The sequence below is a fragment of the Stenotrophomonas sp. Nf1 genome, from assembly GCF_003028475.1.
Classification (GTDB): domain Bacteria; phylum Pseudomonadota; class Gammaproteobacteria; order Xanthomonadales; family Xanthomonadaceae; genus Stenotrophomonas.
Genome location: NZ_PYTV01000009.1, coordinates 210,447 through 236,283, shown reverse-complemented (window position 1 = coordinate 236,283; position 25,837 = coordinate 210,447). Strand labels below are relative to the sequence as shown.

The 25,837-nt window shown below is 67.9% G+C and carries 16 protein-coding genes and 1 rRNA gene; 11 read left to right on the top strand and 6 right to left on the bottom strand.

What is annotated here, in order from left to right:
- A 5S ribosomal RNA gene (gene rrf, locus C9412_RS16715) occupies positions 1 to 88 on the top strand; the annotation flags it as partial.
- A 275-nt stretch (positions 89 to 363) separates the two neighbouring features.
- On the opposite strand, the gene C9412_RS16710 is transcribed toward rrf, so the two are convergent.
- From C9412_RS16710 to hemH, 3 genes are all read right to left on the bottom strand, one after another.
- Complete coding sequence (locus C9412_RS16710; protein WP_107232667.1) at positions 364 to 2,469, bottom strand: methyl-accepting chemotaxis protein; 2,106 nt, start codon at positions 2,467 to 2,469, stop codon at positions 364 to 366.
- Positions 2,470 to 2,759: 290 nt separating this feature from the next.
- The gene (locus tag C9412_RS16705; RefSeq protein WP_107232666.1) at positions 2,760 to 3,614 is read right to left on the bottom strand and encodes an alpha/beta hydrolase; all 855 of its coding nucleotides are present in this window, start codon (positions 3,612 to 3,614) and stop codon (positions 2,760 to 2,762) included.
- A complete protein-coding gene (gene hemH / locus C9412_RS16700) occupies positions 3,611 to 4,573 on the bottom strand; it encodes a ferrochelatase (protein ID WP_107232665.1) in 963 nt (320 codons plus the stop codon). The genes C9412_RS16705 and hemH overlap by 4 nt, the downstream gene beginning before the upstream one ends.
- Positions 4,574 to 4,738: 165 nt before the next feature.
- On the opposite strand from hemH, the gene C9412_RS16695 reads away from it, so the two are divergent.
- The 4 genes from C9412_RS16695 (at position 4,739) to tatC (ending at position 7,161) form a co-directional block, all read left to right on the top strand.
- Complete coding sequence (locus C9412_RS16695) at positions 4,739 to 5,635, top strand: YSC84-related protein (protein WP_107232664.1); 897 nt, start codon at positions 4,739 to 4,741, stop codon at positions 5,633 to 5,635.
- 75 nt (positions 5,636 to 5,710) lie between these two features.
- Positions 5,711 to 5,938 carry a Sec-independent protein translocase subunit TatA gene (gene tatA, locus C9412_RS16690; protein ID WP_005420453.1) on the top strand — a complete coding sequence of 76 codons (228 nt, stop codon included), beginning with the start codon at positions 5,711 to 5,713 and terminating at the stop codon, positions 5,936 to 5,938.
- A gap of 15 nt (positions 5,939 to 5,953) precedes the next feature.
- The gene (gene tatB / locus C9412_RS16685) at positions 5,954 to 6,415 is read left to right on the top strand and encodes a Sec-independent protein translocase protein TatB (RefSeq protein WP_107232663.1); all 462 of its coding nucleotides are present in this window, start codon (positions 5,954 to 5,956) and stop codon (positions 6,413 to 6,415) included.
- The gene (gene tatC, locus C9412_RS16680) at positions 6,412 to 7,161 is read left to right on the top strand and encodes a twin-arginine translocase subunit TatC (protein WP_057497773.1); all 750 of its coding nucleotides are present in this window, start codon (positions 6,412 to 6,414) and stop codon (positions 7,159 to 7,161) included. The genes tatB and tatC overlap by 4 nt, the downstream gene beginning before the upstream one ends.
- Before the next feature lie 109 nt (positions 7,162 to 7,270).
- Here tatC and C9412_RS16675 read toward each other — a convergent pair whose 3' ends face one another.
- From C9412_RS16675 to C9412_RS16665, 3 genes are read right to left on the bottom strand one after another with little or no spacing between them, the layout of a single operon-like run.
- On the bottom strand, positions 7,271 to 8,182 hold the full coding sequence (locus C9412_RS16675) for a BPSS1780 family membrane protein (RefSeq protein ID WP_057497774.1): 912 nt from the start codon (positions 8,180 to 8,182) through the stop codon (positions 7,271 to 7,273).
- 50 nt (positions 8,183 to 8,232) lie between these two features.
- Positions 8,233 to 8,979, bottom strand: coding sequence for a glutamine amidotransferase (locus tag C9412_RS16670; RefSeq protein WP_107232662.1), 747 nt, complete (start codon positions 8,977 to 8,979; stop codon positions 8,233 to 8,235).
- Complete coding sequence (locus C9412_RS16665) at positions 8,951 to 10,786, bottom strand: GspE/PulE family protein (RefSeq protein WP_107232661.1); 1,836 nt, start codon at positions 10,784 to 10,786, stop codon at positions 8,951 to 8,953. The genes C9412_RS16670 and C9412_RS16665 overlap by 29 nt, the downstream gene beginning before the upstream one ends.
- Positions 10,787 to 10,869: 83 nt before the next feature.
- Here C9412_RS16665 and glyQ point away from each other — a divergent pair, with 83 nt between their 5' ends.
- The 6 genes from glyQ (at position 10,870) to C9412_RS16635 (ending at position 25,753) form a co-directional block, all read left to right on the top strand.
- Positions 10,870 to 11,781 carry a glycine--tRNA ligase subunit alpha gene (gene glyQ / locus C9412_RS16660; RefSeq protein WP_049430272.1) on the top strand — a complete coding sequence of 304 codons (912 nt, stop codon included), beginning with the start codon at positions 10,870 to 10,872 and terminating at the stop codon, positions 11,779 to 11,781.
- Positions 11,782 to 11,856: 75 nt separating this feature from the next.
- Positions 11,857 to 13,932, top strand: a complete 2,076-nt coding sequence (gene glyS / locus C9412_RS16655) for a glycine--tRNA ligase subunit beta (RefSeq protein WP_107232660.1) — start codon at positions 11,857 to 11,859, stop codon at positions 13,930 to 13,932.
- A gap of 212 nt (positions 13,933 to 14,144) precedes the next feature.
- The gene (locus C9412_RS16650) at positions 14,145 to 15,941 is read left to right on the top strand and encodes an autotransporter assembly complex family protein (protein ID WP_107232659.1); all 1,797 of its coding nucleotides are present in this window, start codon (positions 14,145 to 14,147) and stop codon (positions 15,939 to 15,941) included.
- Positions 15,938 to 19,798 carry a translocation/assembly module TamB domain-containing protein gene (locus C9412_RS16645; RefSeq protein WP_107232658.1) on the top strand — a complete coding sequence of 1,287 codons (3,861 nt, stop codon included), beginning with the start codon at positions 15,938 to 15,940 and terminating at the stop codon, positions 19,796 to 19,798. Before C9412_RS16650 ends, C9412_RS16645 begins: the two co-directional genes overlap by 4 nt.
- A gap of 135 nt (positions 19,799 to 19,933) precedes the next feature.
- Positions 19,934 to 22,081, top strand: coding sequence for a S46 family peptidase (locus tag C9412_RS16640; protein WP_107232657.1), 2,148 nt, complete (start codon positions 19,934 to 19,936; stop codon positions 22,079 to 22,081).
- Between the two features lie 225 nt (positions 22,082 to 22,306).
- Entirely contained in the window at positions 22,307 to 25,753 is a 3,447-nt protein-coding gene (locus C9412_RS16635; RefSeq protein WP_107232656.1) for a PAS domain-containing hybrid sensor histidine kinase/response regulator, read from the top strand.
- Positions 25,754 to 25,837 lie beyond the last annotated feature (84 nt).

Here is a 25,837-nt window from a genome sequence, read left to right as displayed (position 1 = left end):
CCCGATCCCATCCCGAACTCGGAAGTGAAACGCAGCTGCGCCGATGGTAGTGTGGCTCAAGCCATGCGAGAGTAGGTCATCGCCAGGGTTTACACCCAAAACCCCGCTGCTCACGCAGCGGGGTTTTTCTTTGTGCGCAGGAAGATCGCGGTTGCCGGCCAGCGGCCGGCACTACCCGTGAGGCGATAACGGTGATCGGGCTCGGTGGATCCACGCCCCGTGCTTGCCGGCCAGCGGCCGGCCCTGCCGACCCGATGGATCGATACCACCGGGCATGCCCTTGCCGTGATCCATCACGCAGAACACATGGAAAAACGGCGCCCTGCGGGCGCCGTTCTCATCAGATTGCGTTACCCCCGGGGCTCAGGCAACGCGTGCGATCTCATGCACTTCCTGTTGGCGGAACACCGAGACCGCTTCGGTCAGCGTCCCGGCCTGCGATTGCAGTTCGCGTGCCGCGGCGGTGGCTTCCTCCACCAGCGCTGCGTTCTGTTGCGTGGCCTGGTCCATCTGCACCACGGTCTGGTTGATCTGCTCGATGCCGATCGACTGTTCCTGCGACGCGGCGGATATCTCGCGCATCAGGTGACTGACGTTCTCCACGCCACCGACGATGCCCTGCATGCGCTGGCCGGCATCGGCGACCAGCTGGGCGCCCTCACCAACCTGGCGACCGGCTTCGTCGATCAACGCCTTGATCTCCTGTGCAGCGGCGGCCGAACGCTGTGCGAGCACGCGTACCTCACTGGCAACGACGGCGAAGCCGCGGCCCTGCTCGCCGGCGCGCGCCGCTTCAACTGCGGCATTCAGCGCCAGGATGTTGGTCTGGAAGGCGATGCCGTCGATCACCCCGGTGATGTCACCGATCCGCTTCGACGCACCTTCAATGGCCTGCATCGTGTCGACCACCTGTTGCATCACGGCATTGCCGTCGCCAGCGGCACTCTGCGTGGACGCGGCCAGCTCACTGGCCTGGCGCGCATGGGCGGCGTTCTGGCGGACGGTGAAGGTGAGCTCCTCCATCGATGCTGCGGTCTCCTGCAGATGCGCTGCCTGGCGCTCGCTGCGCTCGGACAGCGCGCCATTGCCGGCAGCGATCTCACTGGCGGCCGTGCTGATCGAGGCGGCGCACTGCTGGATGTGGCCCACCATGCGAGAGAGCTGGCCGGCGGTGGCGTTGGCGTCGCGCTGGATCGCGGCGAACGCGCCGTGATGTTCGCCGTGCATGCGTCGGTCGAGATCACCACTGGCCAGCGCAGAAAGCATCTGCCTTACCTCATCAACGGTGCTGCCGAGCGTGTCCAGCAGCTGGTTGATACCGCCGGTCAGGCCATCGAGGAAGCTGGCGCCCTCGCGTGCCTGCAGGCGCTGGTCGAGGTCCCCCGCAGCGGCAGCGGCGACGATGCCTGCCACCGCGTTCTCCAGTGCCAGTTCATGGGTACGGTCATGCCACTCCACCGCAAAGCCCAGGCGCACGCCCTGCGCGTCGAATACCGGAGTAACCACCTGGGCGAAGTGCACCGGGCCGATCTGCACCTTGCCGTTGTGGGTGACCTGCAGTCCATTGAGGATGGCGCGGATGCGCTCGGGATTGGCGTGGAAGCGGTGGATGCTGCTGCCGACCAGGCGCTCCGCGTCGAAGTCGGGGAAGGCCTGGCGCAGCGTTGCCTGCTGGTTGCGCAGCAGGGCCACCACCGAGCGGTTCACATAGCGGATCACGTGGTCGTTGTCGGCGATCATCATCGCCGTGCGTGAGGCATCCAGGGCCTGGCGGATCTGTGCGTTCTCGGCATTGGCGGCGGCCTCGCGACTGCGCTGCGCCTGCACGTGCCGCGCGGTATCGGCCAGCGCATGGGCCAGCGAGCCGGGTGCGTAGGCCGTGGTGTTGGCATGGGCGGCCAGGTCTGCGCCGGTGGCGATGTCGCGCGCCAGCGCGGCCAACCGTCGCGGACCATGGCCCAGTGCCTCGGTCTGCTGGCGCAAACGCTGGGCGACCTGACCGAGCAGCACGGTCAGCCCGGCGAGCACACCGGCCTGCAGCAGCGCCGGCCCTGGCGCGGCCCCGTGCAGCAGCGGAACCAGCAGGGACACCGTGCCGACGGCGCCCGCCAGCCATACCGGCAGACGATCGCGGTGGCCCAGCAGAACCCCGAGCAGCAATGCGATCGGCAGTGCGGGCGACAGGCCGACGATCGCGCCTACCCCTGCCAGCTGCGCTGCGAGCAGCAGCGCCAGACCATTGCGGGCGATGGCGCTGCCGGCCAGGGGGCCGGCCAGCCACGCCGCCGGCAACACGGCGGCCGCTGCCAGCAAAGCCTCCAGCAGAGGGTTGCCGCGCAGGGCCAGCCACAGACCTGCGGCAGCCAGCGCTGCGCTGCCGATCAGCAGATGACGGTCACCCCGGCGGGCGAGCTGCAGCAGGTGCGGCAGGCGGGTGGTATCGGGGGGGCGGGAGGATGCAATGGACATCGGCGACTCCTGGATCAGCAGACGACAACGGCCACGCCGCAGCGCACGCAGATGTGTGCGTGCAGGACATGGACCGGGAATTCAGGGAATGCGGCGCGGACAGCGACGCGGAGACGGGACACCGTGGCCACATCCTGTGGGTGACGGTGCAGCAGAGCGGGCATGCGGACTTCCTTGCAGAACCTGACACACGCCGCAGGCCCGACCGGACCTGCGTGCCGCGGGCGCAGGGGCCCGCAACTGATGTATCGGCCGCAAACGCGCAGAGTGAAGTGCGCGGACGCTGCGACTCAGCCGGCGTTGTCGACGGCGAGGAAGCGCAGGATCACCTCGGCGATCTGCGCTGGTGTTTCCATATGCAGGTGATGGTTGCCGGCGAACAGCGCCAGCCGTCCATCACGCAGGTGGCGCAGGCGGTCGCTACGCATCGGCTCGGGGTAGTAGGACTGTGCCGGCGTGGCGTAGATGACCTGCGTCGGGCAGGCGATGGCCTGCAGCAGGTTGTCGATCTGGCCTTCGCTGAGCCGGATCGCGGTGGGCAGCATCAGGCGCGGGTCGCTGCACCAGCGATAGCCGCCCTCGACCGGTTCGACGCCACGTTCGACCAGCAGGCGTGCACAGGGCGCGCTGAGCTGGTTGGCCATCATCCGCGCACGGATCGGTGCGGCCAGATCGGGAAACACGCGCAGCTGCTTGCGCGCCAGCCCACGCGTGGCATTCACATGCTCGCGCAGGCGATGGGCGGTGTCTTCCTCGGGGCCACGCAGGCCACCCAGTGCCTCGATCGCCACCAACCGTTCCACGCGGTCGCTGACCGAGGCGGTGAGGCTGGCGATGCCGGCGCCCATCGAATGACCGAGCAGGTTGAAGCGGTCCCAGCCCAACGCGTCGGCCACATCGAGCACGTGGCAGATCGCGGCGGCGGTGGTGTAGCTGGCGCCCGCCGGCAGGTGCGCGCTGTGGCCATGCCCTGGCAGGTCGATCGCCACCAGCTGCAGCGATGACAGGTGCGGGGCCAGCGGCACGAAGCTGGCGGCGTTGTCGAGCCAACCATGCAGGGCCAGCACGCGCGGACCGTCACCGTCCTGGCGCAGGCCGGCAACACGCGCGCCGCCGACCTCCAGTTCAAACGGTTGCAGACTCATGCCAGCGCGGCCACGGCCAGCTGTGCCAGTGCGCGTGCGTGCTCCGCATCGGCGTTGAGGCACGGGATGTAGCGCATCGTCGCGCCACGCTCGGCCACTGTCTCGGTGAAGCCCAGCGCCACCTCTTCCAGCGTTTCCAGGCAATCGGTGGCAAAGCCCGGGCAGACCACGTCGATCTGCTTCACCCCGGACTCGGCCAGCGCCCACAGGCTGGGCTCGGCGTACGGCTGCAACCAGCGTTCGCGGCCGAAGCGCGACTGGTAGCCCATCTGCCACTGGTCGCTGCCCAGGCCCAGCGCTTGGGCGATGGCCTGCGCGCTGGCTTCGCAGCGTTGCGGATACGGATCGCCGGCGTCAGCCAGGCGCTGCGGGATGCCATGGAAGGAGAACATCAGTTTCTGGCTGCGGCCATGCTGTTCCCAATAGCGCCGGATCGAGCCGGCCACGGCCTCGACCCAGGCCGGATCGACCGAATAGTCACGCACCAGGCTGACCGTCACGCCCGGATTGCGGCGCTGCCAGGCATCGACACGGTCCTGGACCGAGGCGGTGGTGGTGGTCGAGTACTGCGGGTACAGCGGCAGCACCACAATGCGGCGCGCGCCTTCGGCCGCCAGGCGGTCAAGTTCGCCGGTCAGCGCGGGTTCGCCATAGCGCATGGCGTGGCGCACCGTCAGCGCCGGCAGCAGGCGCTGCATGGCCTGCGCCAGCTGACGCGTATGCACCATCAGCGGAGAACCCTCGGGCAGCCAGACCTGGGCGTACTTGGCTGCGGAACGGCCGCTGCGCAACGGCAGGATCAACCCGCGCAGCAACGGCTGCCACAGCAGCGCCGGGATCGAGACCACGCGGGGGTCGGACAGGAATTCAGCCAGGTAACGGCGTACGGCGGGGGCCGTCGGCGTCTCGGGCGTGCCTAGGTTGACCGCCAGCACGGCGGTATCGGGTGCGTCGAGCATGGGTGTCATTGTCGCCGATCCGGCGCCGTGCCGGGATGCAGGGTTCGGATTGCAGGCATAGCGCGCACCAATGTGAGCAGGGAACGCTCATTGGAGATTCATGACAACACTACTAATTTCAGTCACTTGCTATATCTTCCTATGGACTGACTTCTGGAGCCTGCCATGCGTCGCCCGATCCAAGCCCTGCTGATCGCCGCCAGCCTGCTGTCCAGCCAGGCCATGGCCGGACCGCAGGAAGACCAGCGCGCCCGCAACGCGGTGCGTGTGCTGGCTGAAATCCAGGAAATCCCTGAACAGGGCATTCCGGACAAATTGCTCGACGAAGGCCGCGCGGTCATCGTCATTCCCGACACGATCAAGGCCGGCCTGGTCATCGGCGGACGCCGCGGCCATGGCCTGATGTCGGTGCGCATGCCCAATGGCGCCTGGTCCAGCCCGGTGTTCGTGAAGCTGACCGGCGGCAGCATCGGCTTCCAGGCCGGTGTGCAGTCCTCGGACGTGGTGCTGGTGTTCCGCAACGACCGCAGCCTGGACAATCTGGTCAACGGCAAGTTCACGCTGGGCGCCGATGCCGGCGTTGCGGCCGGTCCGGTCGGCCGCAATGCCGCCGCTGCCACCGACGGCCAGCTGAAGGCCGAGATCTGGTCGTGGTCGCGTGCCCGTGGCCTGTTTGCCGGTGTTGCCCTGGACGGTGCGGTGCTGCAGATCGATGATGCCGCCAATCTGGACGCCTACGGCAGCAACACCACGCCGCGGATGATCTTCGAGGGCCGCGCCGCCGGTGCGCCGTCGATGGATGTGGTCGCCTTCCGCGACCGTCTGGAAGAAGCCACCTATGCGGCGCGCAACAACCGCGCCGGCAACGGCGGCAACGCACCGCGCGCGGCGGCCCCGGCCGTGGCGCCGACGCCGGCGCCTGTTCAGGCAGCACCCGCAGCCCCGGCCGAGGCCACCACCGCGCCGCTGCAGAACGTGCCGCAGAACCCGCCGCCGCAGCAGCAGGGCTTCCAGCCGGTCAACGACGGCGAAATCCGCACGGAAACGCTGGGCGGAAACTGACTTTTGTCACGCGCGCCGGTTAACAGCCGGTGCGCTATGCTCGACAGCCTGATCACTAACGTAACGAGCGTCTTTATGGGCAGTTTCAGCATCTGGCATTGGTTGGTCGTGCTGGCGATCGTTCTGCTGGTGTTCGGCACCAAGCGCCTGACCAGCGGCGCCAAGGACCTCGGCTCGGCGGTCAAGGAATTCAAGAAGGGCATGCGCGACGAGGACAAGCCGAACGCGCAGCTGGGCGATGAATCGCGCAGCCAGGATGCCTCGCGCACTGCGCAGGACGAGCACGACCGCAACGCTCGCTGATCCGGAGCGGTCGCGGTGTTCGATATCGGCTTCAGCGAACTGCTGGTGATTGCGGTGGTGGCTCTGGTGGTGCTCGGTCCCGAGCGCCTGCCCAAGGCGGCCCGCTTCGCCGGCCTGTGGGTGCGCCGTGCCCGTACGCAATGGGATTCGGTGAAACAGGAACTGGAGCGCGAGCTGCAGGCCGAGGAAATCAAGCGGCAGATGCAGGACGTGCGCCAAGGCATGCAGGACACCGAGAACCAGCTGCGCGCCAGTGGTGAGGCGATCCGTCGCGAAGCCCAGCAGGCGCAGCACGAAGGCGACGCCTTGGCGCAGGAAGTGCGCGCGCCGGCGCCGGCGGATGTTCCGCCGCACCTGAGCGAACCTGTGGCGGCCGACGCTGCTGCACAGGACGGCGCTGCGGTTCCAACCACGGCTGGCACGGCCGTCGAAACCAGTGCGACGCCGCAGCCGCAGAGCACGGAGCGCCATCCATGAGCGAACAGGACTTCGGCGAAAGCTCGCTGGTTGAACATCTGGTGGAACTGCGCGGGCGCCTGGTGCGGGCGCTGCTGGGCTTGGGCGTGGTGCTGCTGGGGCTGTTGCCGTTTACCCAGCGGCTGTACAACGCCCTGGCTGAGCCGTTGGTTTCGCAGCTGCCCAACGGGCAGACGATGATCGCCACCAATCCGGCCGGCGCCTTCTTCGCGCCGTTGAAACTGACCTTCTTCGTGGCCCTGTTCGTGGCGGTGCCGTGGCTGCTGTACCAGCTGTGGGCGTTCGTTGCGCCTGGCCTGTACGCGCGTGAGAAGCGCCTGGCGGTGCCGCTGCTGGTGTCGTCGGTGCTGCTGTTCTACACCGGCTGTGCGTTCGCCTACTTCCTGGTGCTGCCGGCGGTGTTCCACTTCCTGACCACCTTCAGTCCGGACGTGATCGCGATCACTCCGGATGCGAATGCCTATCTGGACTTCGTGCTGGCGATCTTCTTCGCCTTCGGCGGCAGTTTCGAACTGCCGGTGGCGATGGTGATCCTGGTGCTGCTGGGCTGGGTGACGCCGCAGCAGTTCAAGGAAGGGCGCGGCTACGCGATCGTCGGCATCTTCGTGCTGGCGGCGGTTCTGACCCCGCCGGACGTGGTGTCGCAGCTGATGCTGGCAATCCCGATGTGCCTGCTGTACGAGCTGGGCATCCACGCCGCACGCTGGCTGGTGCCGTCCTCGGCAGTGAAGAAACCTGCCGCCTGAAAAGCAAAAAGGGGACGGAGGGGATTAAGTCGTTTGTGCCTCTAACGACTTAATCCCCTCCGTCCCCTTTTTTCTATCCACGCATGGCGTGGATCTACCAACGCGCTGGTCAGGCGTGGAAGATGTCGCTGGAGGTCGGTGTGGTCGGGATCGGCGGGGCCGCGCGGCTGCCGCGATGTACGAACATCTGCTTCCACGCGGCATAGACCGCGCCGACGTAGAGCGGCATCAGCACCGTGGTCAGCACCAGCTGGGCGATGAAGGCCGCCGCCAGCGGGCCACCGATCAGCATCGCGATCTGGATCACGATCACGAACAGGATGTACATGCAGAACGCGGCGATCAGGCCGAGCACGGCGAATACGATCATCGCGCCGATGTTCTCGATGCAGCCCTGCAGGCTCAGGCGCAGCGCGTGCATGCCGCTCTGCTTGTCGAACACCACCAGTGCCGGCTGGGTGAACATCGCCAGCGACAGCGCGACCGCGCTCAGGAACACCAGCAGCATCCACAGCGCAATGCGCTTGGCCGGCAGGTTGGCGACCAGCGCAGCCGCATCGTCCGGGCTGATCTGCTGGCCGCTGCGGCTGATCTCTTCCATCTTGGTCATGACCTCGCTGAAGGCGGTGAAGCCCTCGCGGCCGATCATCAGGAACAGCAGCGCGCCCAGCAGCAGCACCGCCAGCACCTGGATCGCCAGCGGCACCAGCAGGTGGCTGACGCGGTGGTCGCGGATCGGCTGCAGCAGGTGCGAGGCCAGGCCCGGGCGGCCTTCGTCGATCTCGCCCACGGCATACAGCATGCCGCCGAACATGATCGGCGAGATGGCCAGCGTCATCAGCTGCACGGCCAGGCCAGCGGCACCGGGAATCAGCGTCGACAACAGGGTGACCACCCAGCTCACCAGCAGCCAGGTCAGGCCGATCCGGGCCAGCTGCAGCGGCGCACGCCGGTACAGTGAGAACGTATCCAGCAACCACTGGGCGCCCGCCGAAGCCGGCAGCTTGCGAATCTCTTTCATGGACATCCGGGAAGGACAGGAGGGGGCCGGGCGGCTGCCCGTGGCGCCGATTATCCCTGTTTTGCCACCGGCTGGGCTGAAGACAGCCGCGCCTGGCGGACGAAGCGGCGCAGCAGCTGGCGCGCCAGCGGTGCGGCGCTGACCGCGCGCTCGATGCTGCGGGCACAGCCACCGTGGCGGCCGATGCAGTCGGCGCGGGCGCGCACGTAGCCGCGCATGTGGTGGGTGGCGAATTCCGGATGGAACTGCACGCCCCAGGCCTGGCGCCCCCAGCGGAAGGCGTGGCAGCCGTCCAGCGGCGAACGGGCCAGCACCTCGGCCCCGTCGGGTGCGCGCAGCACGGTCTGCAGATGGGTGGCGTGCGCGGCGAAATGCTGCGGCAGGCCCTGGAACAGCGGGTCCTGTGCGGCTTGCGGCTGCAGTTCCAGCTCGATGGTGCCGGACTCGCGGCCGGCCGGGTTGTAGGCCACTTCGCCGCCCAGCGCGTGCGCCAGCAGCTGATGGCCGTAGCAGATGCCAAACAACGGGCGGTCGTCGTGGGCAGCCTGGTGCAGCCATGCGGCGCTGCGTTCGCTCCAGTCGGCGTGGTCGGTGACGAACGCCGCCGAGCCGGTCACCAGCACGCCGGCGAAGGCGCGCGGGTCGGGCAATGCATCGCCATGTTCAACATCGACCACCACGGTCTCGTGTTCTTCCAGCCCGGCGGCCACGCGGATCCAGTGCGGGAAGCGCCCGTAGCGGCGCAGCGACGGCACCGGGCGGCCGGTTTCAACGATCAGGAAGGGAGCTGGGTTCATCCGGGGGGGGCAGCACTGACAGGACTTCCTCGATTGTAGTCAGCCCCTGTGCCACCTTTTCAAGCCCGGCCTGGCGCAGCGTTCGCAGCCCTTCAGCCCGCGCGGCGCGACTGAAACCGGCCAGATCCATGTCGGCACGGATCTGCCCGCGCAGCCGCGAGCCCAATGGCAGCAGCTCATACAGGCCGATACGGCCGAGGAATCCGGTGCGTCGGCACTCCAGGCAACCGACCGGTCGACAGGGTGTGGCGTCATCTGGATATGCCTCCTGGCTATCAGCCAGGACCGCCCAATCGGCCGCGCCAAGGCTGTGCGGCTGCTTGCAGTGCGGGCACAGCGTACGCACCAGACGTTGGGCAAGGATGCCGTTTAGGGTGCTGGCCAGCAGGTAGTGCGGCACGCCCAGGTCGAGCAGGCGGGTGACCGCCGAGGGCGCGTCGTTGGTATGCAGGGTGGACAGCACCAGGTGCCCGGTCAGCGAGGCCTGCACGGCCATCTGCGCGGTTTCCAGGTCGCGGATCTCGCCGATCATGATGATGTCCGGGTCCTGCCGCAGCAGGGTGCGCACGCCGCTGGCGAAGTCCAGGTCGATGTTGGTCTGCACCTGCATCTGGTTGAACTCGGGCGCGATCATCTCGATCGGGTCTTCCACCGTGCACACGTTCACGTCCGGGGTGGCCAGCCGCTTCAGCGTGGAATACAGGGTGGTGGTCTTGCCCGAGCCGGTCGGGCCGGTGACCAGCACGATGCCGTGCGGGCGCTCGACCAGCGCGTTCCAACCGGCGGCTTCCTGCGGGCTGAAGCCGAGCTGGTCGATGCTCTTGAAGGCGGCATCCGGGTCGAAGATGCGCATCACGCACTTCTCGCCGAAGGCGGTGGGCATGGTCGACAGGCGCATTTCGACCTCGCGGCCACCCGGCGAGCGGGTCTTGATGCGGCCATCCTGCGGGCGCCGGCGCTCGGCCAGGTCCATGCGGCCGAGCACCTTGATGCGGCTGACCACGGCGGTCATCACCGCCGGGGGTACCTCGAACACCTTGTGCAGCACGCCGTCGATGCGGAAACGCATGCGCCCCATCTCGCGGCGCGGTTCCAGGTGGATGTCCGAGGCGCGCTGCTCGTAGGCGTACTGCAGCAGCCAGTCGACGATGTGCACGATGTGCTGGTCGTCGGCGTTGACGTCGCCGGTGCGGCCCAGCTCGACCAGCTGCTCGAAGCTGGGCAGGGTGGTGTTGACCTCGCCGCGCACGTCGCCGCGGGCGCCCCGCACCGAGCGGGTCACCCCATAGAACTCCATGGTGTAGCGGTGCAGGTCCAACGGATTGACCACCGCCAGCTCGACCCGGCGGCGGGTGAGATGCTGCAGGTCACGGCGCCATTCCTGCACCAGCGGCTCACTGGTGGCCACCAGCACGCGCTCGGCATCCACCGCCAGCGGCAGGAAGCGATGGCGGCGGGCATAGGCATGGGACACCAGCGCGGTGACCGTGGCCACGTCGACCCGGGTCGGGTCGATGCGCAGGTAGCGGCTGTCGGTGCGCCGGGCCAGCCATTCGGTGAGGCGCTCCAGGGTCAACTCGCCGCCGTCGCGGGCGGCCAGCTTGAGGTTGGACAGCAGTACCAGCGGATGCACTTCACTGGCATTGCGCGCGCCCTGCGCGGAAAAACGCATGCGCTCGTGTTCCTGTTCGGCCACCAGGCCGTCGGCGATCAGGGCCGCGGCCACCTGCTCGAACTGCAGGCGTCCCCACGGCAGCGGTACGCCGCCAGCTTCGCCGGGCGTGCCCACCGGCAGCCGATGTTCCATCTGCCTGCTCCTCCCGGGTACGGAATGCCCCGCAGGTCGGCCGTTATACTAGCGCACCCCCTTGCCGGCCAAGAATCGTCCGAATGTCCGCGACCCCGACCGTTCCGATCACCTTCCAGGGCCTGATCCAGACCCTGAACCAGTTCTGGGCCCAGCAGGGCTGCGTGCTCATCCAGCCGCTCGACCTGGAGGTGGGCGCCGGTACCTTCCACCCGGCCACCTTCCTGCGTGCGATCGGTCCGGAAGGCTGGAACGCGGCGTACGTGCAGCCGTCGCGGCGCCCCACCGACGGCCGCTATGGCGAGAACCCGAACCGCCTGCAGCGCTACTACCAGTACCAGGTGGCGATGAAGCCGGCGCCGGACAACATCCAGCAGCTGTACCTGGATTCGCTGAAGGCCCTGGGCATCGACCCGCTGGTGCACGACCTGCGCTTTGTCGAGGACAACTGGGAATCGCCGACGCTGGGCGCCTGGGGCCTGGGCTGGGAAGTCTGGCTCAACGGCATGGAAGTGACCCAGTTCACCTACTTCCAGCAGGCCGGTGGCCTGGAATGCCGCCCGGTGCTGGGCGAGATCACCTACGGTCTCGAGCGCCTGTGCATGTATCTGCAGAACTGCGACAACGTCTATGACCTGGTCTGGACCTATGGCCCGGACGGCCAGCCGGTGACCTACGGCGACGTCTACCACCAGAACGAGGTGGAGCAGAGCACCTACAACTTCGAATACGCCGACGTGGAAGAGCTGTTCCATCGCTTCGATGCCTGCGAGCGTGAGGCGCAGAAGCTGGTGGAAGTGAACCTGCCGCTGCCGGCCTACGAACAGGTGATGAAGGCCAGCCACACCTTCAACCTGCTCGACGCACGCCGCGCGATCAGCGTGACCGAGCGCCAGCGCTACATCCTGCGCGTGCGCGCGCTGGCCCAGGCGGTGGCCAAGGCCTACTACGAGCAGCGCGAAAAGCTGGGCTTCCCGGGCGCGAAGAAGGCCTGACGGCCGCTCTCCCTCTCTCAACTTCCGGGGCGCCGGACGCGTTGCGCGCTGCGCCCCCACCACAGGATCGAACCGATGAGCCAACTGTCCCCCCTGCTGATCGAACTGGGCACCGAGGAGCTGCCGGTCAAGGCGCTGCCGGGCCTGGCCCAGGCCTTCTTCGACGGCGTTGTTGAAGGCCTGCGCAGCCGCGGCGTCGCGCTGGAACTGGGCGATGCGCGCCCGCTGTCGACCCCGCGCCGGCTGGCCGTGCTGCTGCCCGGCGTGGGCCTGGAACAGCCGGAACAGCGCAGCGAAGTGCTGGGCCCGTACCTGAACATCGCGCTGGACGCCGAAGGCCAGCCGACCAAGGCCCTGCAGGGTTTCGCGGCCAAGGCCGGGATCGACTGGACCGCGCTGGAAAAGACCACCGACAACAAGGGTGAGCGCTTCGTGCACCGCGCGGTAAGCCCGGGTGCGCGCACCGCCAGCCTGCTGCCGGAGATCCTGCGCGAGGCGATCGCGGCGATGCCGATTCCCAAGCCGATGCGCTGGGGCGACCACGCCTGGGGCTTCGCGCGCCCGGCGCACTGGCTGGTGCTGCTGCACGGCGCCGACGTGGTCGAGGCTGAACTGTTCGGCCTGCAGGCTGGCCGCATCAGCCGTGGCCATCGCTTCCACCACGACCAGGCCGTGTCGCTGGCGCAGCCGCAGGACTACGTTGAAGCGCTGCGCGCCGCCTTCGTGCTGGTCGACTCGAGCGAGCGCCGCGCGCGCATCGTGGCCGAGGTCGAGACCGCCGCAGGCAAGGCCGGTGGCAGCGCCCGCATCACCGAGGACAACCTGGAGCAGGTGGTGAACCTGGTCGAGTGGCCGTCGGCGGTGCTGTGCAGCTTCGAGCGCGCGTTCCTGGCGGTGCCGCAGGAAGCGCTGATCGAGACCATGGAAATCAACCAGAAGTTCTTCCCGGTGCTGGACGACAGCGGCACGCTGACCGAGAAGTTCATCGGCATCGCCAACATCGAATCGAAGGACGTGGCCGAAGTGGCCAAGGGCTACGAGCGCGTGATCCGCCCGCGCTTCGCCGATGCCAAGTTCTTCTTCGACGAGGACCTGAAGCAGGGCCTGGTGTCGATGGGTGACGGCCTGAAGACGGTGACCTACCAGGCCAAGCTGGGCAGCGTGGCCGACAAGGTGGCGCGCGTGGCCGCACTGGCCGAAGCGATCGCGCCGCAGGTCGGTGCCGACGCTGCGCAGGCCAGGCGCGCCGCCGAGCTGGCCAAGAACGATCTGCAGTCGCGCATGGTCAATGAGTTCCCGGAACTGCAGGGCATCGCCGGCCGCCACTACGCGGTGGCCGGTGGCGAAGCGGCCGAGGTGGCGCTGGCCATCGACGAGGCCTACCAGCCGCGTTTCGGTGGCGATGACATCGCGCTGTCGGCGCTGGGCAAGGTGCTGGCCATTGCCGAGCGCGTGGACACCCTGGCCGGCGGTTTCGCCGCGGGCCTTAAGCCGACCGGCAACAAGGACCCGTTCGCCCTGCGCCGCAATGCGCTGGGCCTGGCCCGCACGATCATCGAAAGCGGCTTCGAGCTGGACCTGCGCGCGCTGCTGGCCAGCGCCAACGCCGGCCTGGCCGCGCGCAACGTGCAGGCCGATGTCGGCGAGCTGTACGACTTCATCCTCGACCGCCTGAAGGGCTACTACAGCGACAAGGGCGTGCCGGCCACGCATTTCAACGCCGTGGCCGAGCTCAAGCCGGCCTCGCTGTACGACTTCGACCGCCGTCTGGATGCCATCGGCACCTTCGCCGCGCTGCCGGAAGCCGAGGCGCTGGCCGCGGCCAACAAGCGCATCCGCAACATCCTGCGCAAGGCCGAGGGTGATATCCCGGGCCAGATCGACACGGCGCTGCTGCAGGAAGATGCCGAGCGCGCGCTGGCCGAGGCGGTCACCGCCGCCATCGATGACACCGGCGCCAGCCTGCAGCACAAGGACTATGTGGCCGTGCTGGCGCGCCTGGCGCGCCTGCGCCCGCAGGTCGACGCCTTCTTCGACGGCGTGATGGTCAATGCCGAAGCCCCGGCGCTGCGTGGCAACCGCCTGGCGCTGCTGACGCTGCTGGGCGAGCGTCTGGGCAAGGTGGCAGCGATCGAGCATCTGTCGAGCTGACGCCGCATCGGTCGTGCCGGCCGCTGGCCGGCATTGCCCCCGCGCATCGAATTGCCGGTGGATGTCCATCGGGGTCATCGCCGGCAGCGCGCACGATGCCGGCATCCTCGCCTGCGATCGCGATGATCGCCACACAGGCGCGTAATTTGACCGCAACTTAACAACCGATCCTCAAGGACGTGATGCATTTCGCATCGTCACCTCCGGTCGGTATGCTGTGCCGCATGCAGCCAAAGAATTACGCCCTGCCGCTGATGGTCCTGTCGCTGGCCGCCACCTCCGTGGCCCACGCGCGCGGCACCATCGACAAGGTGGACATCAAGGGACTGGACAAGGGCGACGACGCCGCAATCATCGAGAACATCCAGGAATCGCTGTCGCTGTACGACACGATCGGCAAGGAACAGGGCGAATCGCGCCTGGAGTACCTGCTGTCGCAGGCCGAGCGGCAGACCCGCCAGGCGCTGGAGCCGTTCGGCTACTACAACCCGGTGATCACCGTTGAAGCCCCGCGCGAGAACGAGCATGTGCGGGTGCTGATCCATGTCGACAAGGGCACCCCGGTGACCGTGCGCCGCGAGCACATCGACATCACCGGCCCGGCCATGTACGACCAGTACCTTCAGGATGACCTGGCCGCGTTCAAGCCCCGCAAGGGCCAGCGCTTCGAGCATACCCAGTACGAAGCCAGCAAGATCACCATCACCCGGCGCCTGGCCGAACGCGGCTATTTCGATGCCGACTACACCCAGCGCCAGGTGCAGATCACCCGTGCCGACAATGCTGCCGACATCGACCTGACCTGGGACAGCGGCCGCCGTTACAACATGGGCCCGGTGCGTTTCGAGCAGGACTACTTCGTCGACAAGCTGTTCGACCCGCTGGTGTACTGGGAGCAGGGCAGCTATTTCCATGAGGGCAAGCTGGACCGGCTGCGGCAGTCGCTGACCAAGCTGGACTACTTCAGCGTGATCGACATCCAGCCGCGGCCCGACCAGGCCGATGAGAACGGCGAAGTGCCGGTGGATGTGAAGCTGACCCGCGCCAAGCGCACCATCTACACAGCCGGTCTGAGCTACGGCAGCGAGAGCGGCCCGGGTGTGCGCGGCGGCATCGAGCGGCGGTTCCTGAACAACCGCGGTCACAAGATGAACACGCAGCTGGACTATGCGCAGAAGCGTAAGAGCCTGGTGACCAGTTACCGCATCCCTGCCTTCAACTGGCTGGACGGCTGGTATACCTTCGCCGCCAGCGCCTACGACGAACAGACCGACTACATCGATCTGCGCAACTTCAAGCTGATTGCCAGCCGCAGCGGCGAGATCAACGAGCACTGGACCGCGATCGCCTCGATCAACGCGCTGCGCGAGCGCTGGCGCTATGCCTCCGGCACCGAGTTCACCGATGCGGTCTACAACACCTCGACGCTGGTGTACCCGCAGATGGTCGCCGACTACGTCAACGTCGATGACGAGATGTTCCCGCGCAAGGGCATCAGCGGAACCGCGACGATGCGTGCCGGCGTCGAGGGCGCCGGCTCCGATACCAGCTTCGTGCAGGCCAATGCCGTGCTGCGCTGGTACATCCCGGTGGGTGAAAGCAATCGCCTGATCCTGCGCGGCGAAGGCGGCACCACCTGGACCAGCGACCTGGTGGCGATGCCGCCGAGCCTGCGCTACTTCGCCGGTGGCGACCGCAGCATCCGTGGTTACGCCTACCGCGAGGTGGGTCCGCGCACGCCGGCACCGGACAAATACGCGCTGGGTGCCAAGAACCTGGTGATCGGCTCGGCCGAGTACGAGCACTACTTCAACGGTGGTCCGTGGGGTGCGGCGGTGTTCGTCGATACCGGCAGTGCCTTCGACAACACCATCGACCTGCATACCGGCGTCGGCTTCGGCGTGCGCTGGAAATCGCCGGTGGGCCCGGTGCGCGTGGATATCGCCCACGGCCTGAACAATCCGGATTCGCAGTTCCAGCTGTACCTGAACATCGGAGCGGACCTGTGAGCACGCCCGCACCGAACCCGAACCCGAACACGCCGCCGCGCGTGCGCTTCTACCGCCGCCGGCGCTTCTGGGCCTGGTCGGGCGTGGGTGTGATCGGCCTGGTGCTGCTGGCGTTGTTGGCGGTGTACTGGCTGCTGCAGACCGTGGCCGGCCGTGACGTGCTGCTGGCGCAGGTGGTGGCGCGCCTGCCGGTGGGTGCCAGCTTCACCTGGGACAAGGTGGATGGCCCGGTGGCCGGCCCGTTGACCCTGTACAACGTCGATTTCCGCTATGACGACATCCATTTCCACGCCGAGCGCGCGCACCTGGAGCCGGACCTGCGCCCGTTGCTGGGCCGCAAGCTGCTGCTGGACAAGCTGGAGCTGACCAACGCGACCTTGAACCTGGCCAAGAGCGATGAGCCGTTCAAGCTGCCGTCGTGGCCGGATTCCCTGCCGCAGATCGAGATGCCGCTGGCGATCCAGGCCGATGCCATCGCCATCGACGGGTTCCGCATCAGCCAGGCCAACGAACCGGTGATCGACATCAGCCGCGTGCGCGGTGGCATCGAGATCGCCAACGGCGAATTCCAGGCGCGCAAGCTGGTGGTGGACAGCGACATGGGCAACTTCACTGCCCAGGGCCGCTACATCCCGGCCAAGGACTACGACACCGATGTGACCGTCACGGCGGTGCTGCCGGCACCGCGTGGGCGTACCGCCGCCACGGTGGGGCTGGTGGCACGCGGCGATCTGGCGCACATGGAAGTGGCCGTGGCCGGGCGTGCGCCGAAGCCGTTGCACGCAATGCTGGTGTTCGACGGGCGCACCGATCCGACCTGGAACGCCAGCGTGCGCAGCGAGGAGCTGGATCTGGCGCTGCTGTCGCCGGCCCTGGCAGGTTCGGCGATCGCGCCGCTGGCGCTGGATTTCACTGCGTCCGGCAAGGGCGGCAACGCCAACCTGCATGGCAGGGTGAAGCAGGGTGAGCAGGAACTGGAGCTGGCCCCATCGGTGGTGTCGCTGCAGGACCAGGTGCTGAAGGTGTCGCCGTTGGTGGTGAAGGGCCTGGGCGGCGAAGCACGCCTGGAAGGCACCGCCGATTTCAGCAAGGAAGACCAGCAGACGCTCAATTTCTCGGTGGTGGCGCACGATCTGACCTACGTGCCGGCGCCCGACCCGAACACCGCCGGCAGCGCACCGGTGCCGGTGACGCTGAAGGAAGCACGCTTCGGCCTGGCCGGTACGCTCAAGGCCTGGGCGGCAATCGGCCGCGCCGATGTCGAACGTGATGCACAGAAGGCGCAGCTGCGCTTCGACGTGCGTGGCAACGACCAGGCCGCGTCGATCCACCAGCTGCAGGCGCAGACGCCGGGTGGCCAGCTGCAGGTGGAGGGCCAGGTAGCGTGGGCACCGCAGTTGGACTGGGACGCCAAGGCCTCGCTGAAGGACTTCGACCCCGGCTATTTCGTGCCGGGCTGGAACGGCCGCCTGTCCGGCAATCTGGCGTCCAAGGGCCGCCAGCTGCCGCCGCCGGCCAATGCGCCGCCGGGCACCGCCGGTACCCTGGAAGCCACGGTGGATCTGCCGTCGCTGAAGGGCATCCTGCGCCAGCGCAATCTCGATGCGCAGGGCAAGTTCGCGCTGCAGGGTGATCAGGGCCAGGGCGAGCTGAAGCTGGCGCTGGGCAGCAGCCGGGTGACCGCGTCGGGCAAGGTCGGCGACCGCCTCGACATCGATGCGCGTTTCGAACCGTTGCAGCTGAGTGATCTGCTGCCGGGCGCCGATGGCGGCCTGCGCGGCCAGGTGCAGGTCAAGGGCCCGCGCGACGCACCGGACATCACCGCCGACCTGGTCGGCAACAACCTCAACTGGGATGGCTACGGCGCCGAGAGCGTGAGCATCAAGGGCCACCTGCCGTGGCGCGGCGACAGCGGCACGCTGGCGGTGCAGGGCCAGCAGGTCAACGCCGGCATGCTGCTGGAACGACTCAACATCGATGCGCAGGGCAGTGTTTCCAACCTGCGCCTGGCTGCGCAGACCCGCAACGAGATGGGCGCGGTGGAGCTGCAGGGCAGCGTGCGCCAGCAGGGCACGCAGTGGCGCGGCGAGCTGGCTTCGCTGCGCATCGCACCGGTGAAGGGCGATGCCTGGTCATTGCGTGCACCTGCGGCGTTCGCGATCAATGGCAGCACCTACACCCTGTCCGAAGCCTGCCTGGCCGCCGCCAGCAGCGGCGCGTTGTGCGCACAGGCGAACTGGCCGCGCGAGGGCCTGGTGGTGCGCAGTGACGCGCTGCCGCTGGCGCTGGTGCAGCCGTGGCTGCCGCCGCAGTCCGGCCGCCGCATCAACCTGCGCGGTGAGGTCAGCCTGGATGCGCAGATCCGCCCGCGCGGCAACGCCTGGGAAGGCCACGTGGAAGTGCGCTCGAAGGAAGGCGGCATCCGCCTCGGCGAGAGCCGCGTCACGGTGGGCGATACCACCCGTGGCGAGCTGGTGCGCTATGACCAGTTCTCGCTGAAGCTGGACATGACCCCGGCCAGCATCAAGGGCTACCTGGGCATGGGCTTCCAGGGCAACGGCTTCGTCGACGCGAAGATGCAGACCGGCTGGGAGGCCAGTGCGCCGTTGAACGGCGAGCTCTACCTCAACATGTCGCGGCTGTACTGGCTGGAGCTGTTCTCGCCCGACATCGTGCGCCCGACCGGCCTGATCGAAGGCCACGTCAGCCTGCGCGGCACGCGCGGCCAGCCATCGCTGGGGGGTGATGCACAGCTGAGCAACTTCAAGGGCGAATTCCCGGCGCTGGGCCTGACCTTCGACCAGGGCAAGGGCAGCTTCGTGGCCCAGCCCGATGGTTCGGCCAAGATCACCGCGCAGGCCAACTCCGGCCAGGGCACGCTGTATGTGGATGGTGGCCTGTCGTGGTTTGGCGATGCACAGCCGCTGCAGCTGAAGATCCATGGCGAGAACGTGCTGCTGTCCAACACCAGCGAACTGCGCATCGTCGCCAATCCCAATCTCGACTTCACCCTGGCCAAGGCGGCCATGGAGCTGCGCGGCACCGTGCATGTGCCCGAGGCCGATATCGACCTTGAACGCCTGGACCGTGGGACCTCGGTGTCTGAAGACGTGGTGGTGCTCGACCCGGTGGATCCGGAAGAATCGCGTACCTCGCCGCTGGACATGGACCTGACGGTCAGCCTCGGCGACAAGGTGAAGATGACCGGCTTCGGCCTGAAGGGCGCGCTGACCGGCAAGATGCAGGTCTGGGCCAAGCCCGGTCGCGAGATGACCGCCAACGGTGGCCTGGAAGTCAGCGGTCGCTACAAGGCCTACGGCCAGGACCTGACCATCACCCGTGGCAATCTCACCTGGAACTACAACGCGGTGTCCGACCCGCGCATCAACATCCGCGCCGAGCGCCGGATCGGTGATGTCACCGCCGGCATCGATGTGACCGGGCGCGCGCAGCAGCCGCGCGCGGACGTGTGGTCCGATCCGGCGATGTCGCAGTCCGAAGCACTGGCCTACCTGGTGCTGGGGCGCAGCCTGACCGGCGCCAGCAGCGACCAGACCCAGCAGGTCAACGCGGCTTCGGCGGCACTGTCGGCCGGCAGCGGCCTGCTGGCCTCGCAGCTGGGTGCCAAGCTGGGCCTGGACGATGCTGGCGTGAGCCAGTCGCGCGCGCTGGGCGGTTCGGTGATCGGCGTCGGCAAGTACATCTCGCCCAAGCTCTACGTTGGCTACGGTGTATCGCTGGTCGGTGCCGGTTCGGTGATCACGCTGAAGTACCTGCTGCGCCGTGGCTTCGACGTGGAAGTGGAATCGAGCACGGTGGAAAACCGCGGTTCGATCAACTGGCGCAGGGAAAAGTAGCGCCGCGCCATGTGTGGATGGGGCAACGCCGGGCCACGCCCGGCGGGTGCAATACCCACCCCCAACCATCGGCCGTTGCCCCGCCGGGCCCCAGCGGCTATGGTCCCGGGCTGTTCTGTCGTACCGGATTGCCTCATGTCGCCACGCAAAGCCCTTCCCACCGCCCTGGCCCTGGGCCTGACCCTCGCCGCCGGCGCGCATGCCGATGAAGGCATGTGGATGCCGACCCAGCTGCCGGAGCTGGCCAAGCCGCTGCGGGCGGCCGGCTTCAAGGGCAACCCGGCCGACCTGGCCAACGTCACCGCGCCGCCGTTGAGCGCAGTGGTGCGTGCCGGTGGTGGCACCGGTTCGTTCGTGTCCGCCGACGGCCTGCTGCTGACCAACCACCACGTGGCGATGGGCGTGATCCAGTACAACAGCTCGCCCGAGCACAACCTGATCGACAACGGCTTCATCGCCAATGGCCGCGCCGATGAGCGCCCGGCCAATCCGGATTTCCGCGTGCTGGTGACCGTTGGCTTCGACAAGGTGACCGACCAGGTGCTGGCCCAGGCCCGTGGCAAGACCGGCCGCGCGTACTTCGACGCGGTGGACGCGGCCAGCAAGCAGATCGTGGCCGAGTGCGAGAAGGACGGCAGCGTGCGCTGCTCGGTGGCCAACATGTACTACGGCACCGATTTCTACCGCATCGCCCAGCTCGAGCTGAGCGACGTGCGCCTGGTGTACGCGCCGCCGCGCGCGATCGGCAACTACGGCGATGAGATCGACAACTTCATGTGGCCGCGCCACACCGGCGATTTCACCCTGCTGCGTGCCTATGTCGGCAAGGACGGCAAGCCGGCTGCCTACAGCAAGGACAACGTGCCCTACCAGGCGCCGGCGCACCTGCAGATGTCGGTGGAGGGCCCGAAGGAAGGCGACTACGCGATGCTGGCCGGGTACCCGGGCATCACCTACCGCCACCGTACCGCTGCCGAATTTGCCGGCCAGATCGATGCCGTGCTGCCGCGCCGCGTGTCGGTGTTCCAGCAGATGATCGACACCATCGAGGCCGCCAGCGCCAAGGATGTGCAGGCGCGTACCCGCTACGCGTCGCAGCTGCAGTCGCTGAAGAACAACCGCAAGCGCGCCGCTGGCGAGCTGGAAGGCCTGTTGCGCAGCGATGCCAAGGCCCAGCGCGCCGCCGACGAGACGGCGATGCTGGCCGCCACCGACCGCAGGTACCAGGGCGACATCAAGGCGCTGCTGGCCAACCTGTCGCAGGGTGCGGCGGTGGGCGAGCGCGACCTGCTGCTGGAGCAGATGGCCGCACAGAGCCAGCTGCTGCGTTCGGCCCTGCTGCTGGAGCGCCTGCGCATCGAATCGGCCAAGCCGGACGCGCAGCGCGAGAGCGGCTACCAGCAGCGCGACCAGGCGATGATCGAAGGCGTGCTCAAGCAGGTGCAGCGCCGCTACGCGCCGGAAGTCGAGAAGGCCCTGCTGACCACCCTGCTGACCCGCTACCAGCAGCTGCCGGACGCGCAGCGCGTGGCCGAGTTCGACGCCGCCTTCGGCCGTACCCCGGCGCAGCTGGCCAAGGCGCTGGACACCCTGTACACCGGCACCCAGCTGGGTGACGAGGCGCAGCGCCTGTCCCGTTTCGCTGCCGCGCGCGAAGGCAAGGCCCTGGCCGCCGATCCGCTGATCGCCGTGGCCGGCCCGCTGGTGGCCGCGCAGCTGCGCATCGAGAACGAGAGCAAGACCCGCGAAGGCGAGCAGCTGCGCCTGCGCCCGGCCTACATGCAGGCGCTGTTCGCCTGGCGTGCCAAGCAGGGCCGCGCGGTGTACCCCGATGCCAACCGCACCCTGCGCATCAGCTACGGCAAGGTCGAGGCGCTGCACCCGCGCGATGGCGTGACCTACTCGCCGGTGACCACCGTGGCCGGCATCGTCGAGAAGAACACCAACGCCTATCCGTTCGACGCGCCCAAGCCGCTGCTGGCGGCGATCGCCAAGGGTGACTTCGGCAGCACCGCCGACCCGGCACTGAAGACCCAGACGGTCAACTTCCTGACCAACCTGGATACCACCGGCGGCAACTCCGGTTCGCCAGTGCTCAATGCCAAGGGCGAACTGATCGGCCTGAACTTCGACAGCAACTGGGAATCGGTCAGCGCCAGCTGGTGGTTCGACCCGCGCTACAAGCGTGCGGTGCACGTGGACATGCGCTACCTGCGCTGGCTGCTGGCCAAGGTCTACCCGGCACCGGAGCTGCTGAAGGAAATGGGTGTGCCGGCCGAATAAGGCCGGTTGCTGGTGGGTGCCCAGCATTTCCTGGTGGGTGCCCATTGGTTCCCGGTAGGTGCCCACTGCCCGGTAGGTGCCCACTGTTAGTGGGCACGGATGCCCCCGTCACGACCAACGGTCGTGACCCACCAGACGGACCAACGGTCGTGACCCACCGTCATGACCTACCCTCACGACCAACGGTCGTGATCTACTGGCCCCTCCTCCGACGGAAACACACGCGTGGTCTCCAGTTGGATCCTGCTGCTGGTCTCGGTTGCCTACGCTGCGCTGCTGTTTGGCGTGGCGTGGTGGGGTGACCGCCGGCCGATGTATCCCGACCGGCCGTGGCTGCGGCCGGTGGTCTACAGCCTGGCGCTGGCCGTGTACTGCTCGTCGTGGACCTTCTACGGCGCGGTCGGCACCGCCGTGCGCAACGGCGTGGGCTATCTGCCGATCTACATCGGCCCGTTGCTGCTGCTGCTGTTCGGCTGGCGCATCATCGAGCGCCTGGCGCTGATCGCGCGCAGCCAGAACGTGGTGTCCATCGCCGACTTCATCTCCTCGCGCTTCGGCCGCTCGCGGCGGTTGGCCGCGCTGGTGGCGATCATCGCGCTGATCGGCATCATTCCGTACCTGGCCCTGCAGTACAAAGCGGTGGCGATGAGCCTGCAGGTGCTGACCGGCAACACCGGGCCGACCGGCTTCTTCAGCGACCCGGCGCTGTACGTGGCGCTGCTGATGGCGCTGTTCGCCACCCTGTTCGGCACCCGCCAGGTCGATGCCACCGAGCACCACCACGGCATGATGCTGGCGATCGCCTTCGAATCGGTGATCAAGCTGCTGGCCATGCTGGCGGTGGGCGTGTTCGCCTACCTGTGGCTAAGCAACCGCACCGATGCGGTGGTCGAATCGGTGCATACGCTGTTCACCGGCCTGCCGCCGGTGGGCTTCATCTCGCAGACACTGCTCAGCTTCCTGGCCATCATCTGCCTGCCGCGCCAGTTCCACGTGGCCGTGGTCGAGTGCGGTGATGTGCGCGACGTGCGCCGCGCGCGATGGATGTTCGGCGGTTATCTGGTACTGATCTCGGCCATGGTGCTGCCGATCGCCACCGCAGGCGTGACCCTGTTCGGCACCGGCGGCAGCGTCGCCGACGATTCGATGGTGCTGGCGCTGCCGCTGGCCGAGGGCCGCAACGCGCTGGCGCTGATCGCCTATGTGGGCGGTTTCTCGGCCGCCACCGGCATGGTCATCGTGTCCTCGATCGCGCTGGCCACCATGGTCAGCAACGACCTGGTGATGCCGGTGCTGCTGCGCCGCAGTGGCGACCACCAGGAAGCGGCCGACGTTGCCTCGCGCGTGCTGTGGATCCGCCGCCTGGCGATCCTGATGCTGGCGCTGATGGCCTACAGCTACTACCGCACCAGCAGCAATGACAGCACGCTGGCCTCGTACGGGCTGATGGCGTTCGCCGCAGTGGCACAGTTCGCGCCGGGTCTGATCGGTGGCCTGTACTGGCGTGGTGCCAGCCGTCGCGGCGTCGAGACCGGCATGCTGCTGGGCTTCGCCACCTGGCTGTACACCCTGCTGCTGCCGGCGATGACCATGGCCGGCTGGGTCGATGCCGCATGGGTGCAGCACGGACCGTTCGGCATCGAGTGGCTGCGCCCGCAGCAGCTGTTCGGCATGACCGGCTGGGATCCGCTGACTCATGGCACCTTCTGGTCGCTGCTGGTGAATGCGGCAACGATGATGCTGGTGTCCGCGCGCTGGCGCCCCGGCGTGGACGAGCGCCTGCGTGCCGCGCCGTTCCTCGACCCCTATGCCGAGCGCCCGTCGGTGGCCGGTGGCTGGCCCGGGCACGTGCATGTGGGCGATCTGCTGGCGCTGGCCTCGCGCGTGGTCGGCGAGCGTCATGCGCGGCGTTCGTTCTTCGAACAGGCACAGTCGCTGGGCCGCGAGCTGCAATCCTCCGCGCCCGCCGACCGGCCCTGGGTGCAGTTCACCGAACGCTTGTTGGCCGCCTCGATCGGCGCGGCATCTGCACGCCTGCTGCTGACCAGCCTGCTGCGTGGCTCGGGCATGGACCTGGGCGAAGTGGTGGCGGTGCTGGACGAAGCCGGGCAGGAACTGCGCTTCAACCGCGAGATCCTGTCGACGACGCTGGAGAACATCAGCGCCGGCGTCAGCGTGGTCGACCCGGACATGCGCCTGACTGCCTGGAACCGCCGCTACCAGGACATGTTCGGTTACCCCGACGGCATGCTCTACGTGGGCCGCCCGGTGGCCGACCTGATCCGCTACAACGCCGAACGCGGTGAGCTGGGCGAAGGCGATATCGAGGTACAGATCAACCGCCGCATCGGCTACATGCGTGCCGGTTCACCGCACGTGTTCGAGCGCACCCGCAGCGACGGAAAGGTGATCGAGATGCGCGGCCAGGCGCTGCCCGGCGGTGGTTACGTGACCAGCTACAACGACATCACCGACTACAAGCATGCGGAAAAGGCGCTTCTGGAGGCCAACGAGACGCTGGAACAGCGCGTGGCCGAGCGCTCGCACGAGGCCGAGGTTGCGCAGCAGTCGAAGACGCGCTTCCTGGCCGCGATCAGTCACGACGTGCTGCAGCCGTTGAACGCCGCGCGGCTGTTCGCCTCGGCATTGCGTGACAGCGACCACGTGAGCGACGAGCAGAAGCATCTGGCCGAGCGCGTGGACGCGTCGCTGCGTGCTGCCGAAGAACTGCTTGATGGCCTGCTGGACGTGTCGCGGCTGGATGCCGGTGGCCTGCACCCGGTGATCGGCGAGTTCGATGTGAGCGCGTTGATGCGCGAGCTGGCTGCGCAGTACACGCCGGTCGCCGCCGGTCGCGGACTGCGCCTGGACCTGTTCGCGCGGCCGGCCTGGGTACGCAGCGATCGTCGCCTGCTGCGCCGCGTGCTGCAGAACTTCCTGGCCAACGCGCTGCGCTACACACGGCAGGGCCGCATCGTGCTGGCGGTACGCCATCGCGGTGATGAGGTGGAACTGCAGGTGTGGGATACCGGCCCTGGCATCCCAGAGCACCACATGCGGCAGATCTTCGACGAGTTCCACCGCTACCAGCAGCCGTTCGACTGGGGCGAGCAGGGCCTGGGGCTGGGCCTTTCCATCTGCCAGCGCATCTCGCGCCTGCTTGACCATCGCCTCAACGCCCGCAGCCGGGTGGGCAGTGGCTCGATGTTCTCGATCATCCTGCCGCGGGTGGCGCCGTTGCCGGGCTACACCGAGCTGGCCGCGCCGGTACAGGCGATGTCCGCACCGGTACGCAGCGATTCGCTGGCGGGCCTGCGCGTGTTGTGCGTGGACAATGACGAGGAGATCCTCGACGGCATGCGCGCATTGCTTGGCCGCTGGCAGGTGCAGGTGATCACCGCCGCGACCGTCGACCAGGCGCTGCAGAAGATCGCCGAGCGCCCGCAGGTGATGCTGGTGGACTACCACCTGCACGACCGCATGGACGGCCTGGATGCGCTGGTGGCGCTGCGCGAGGCGGCCGGTTACCCGCTGCCGGGCGCGCTGCTGACCGCCGATGGGCGCGACGAGTTGAAGCGGATGGCGCGCGAACGCGGTTACCGCGTGCTGACCAAGCCGATCAAGCCGGCTTCGCTGCGCGCCTTCCTGGGCGCGCTGCGCGATGCACAGTAGTGCCGGCCGCTGGCCGGCAACCGTGACGTGAAACCCTGCCAGGCAAGCCTGGCATCTACCAAAGCAGCATCAGCCCGAGAGTAG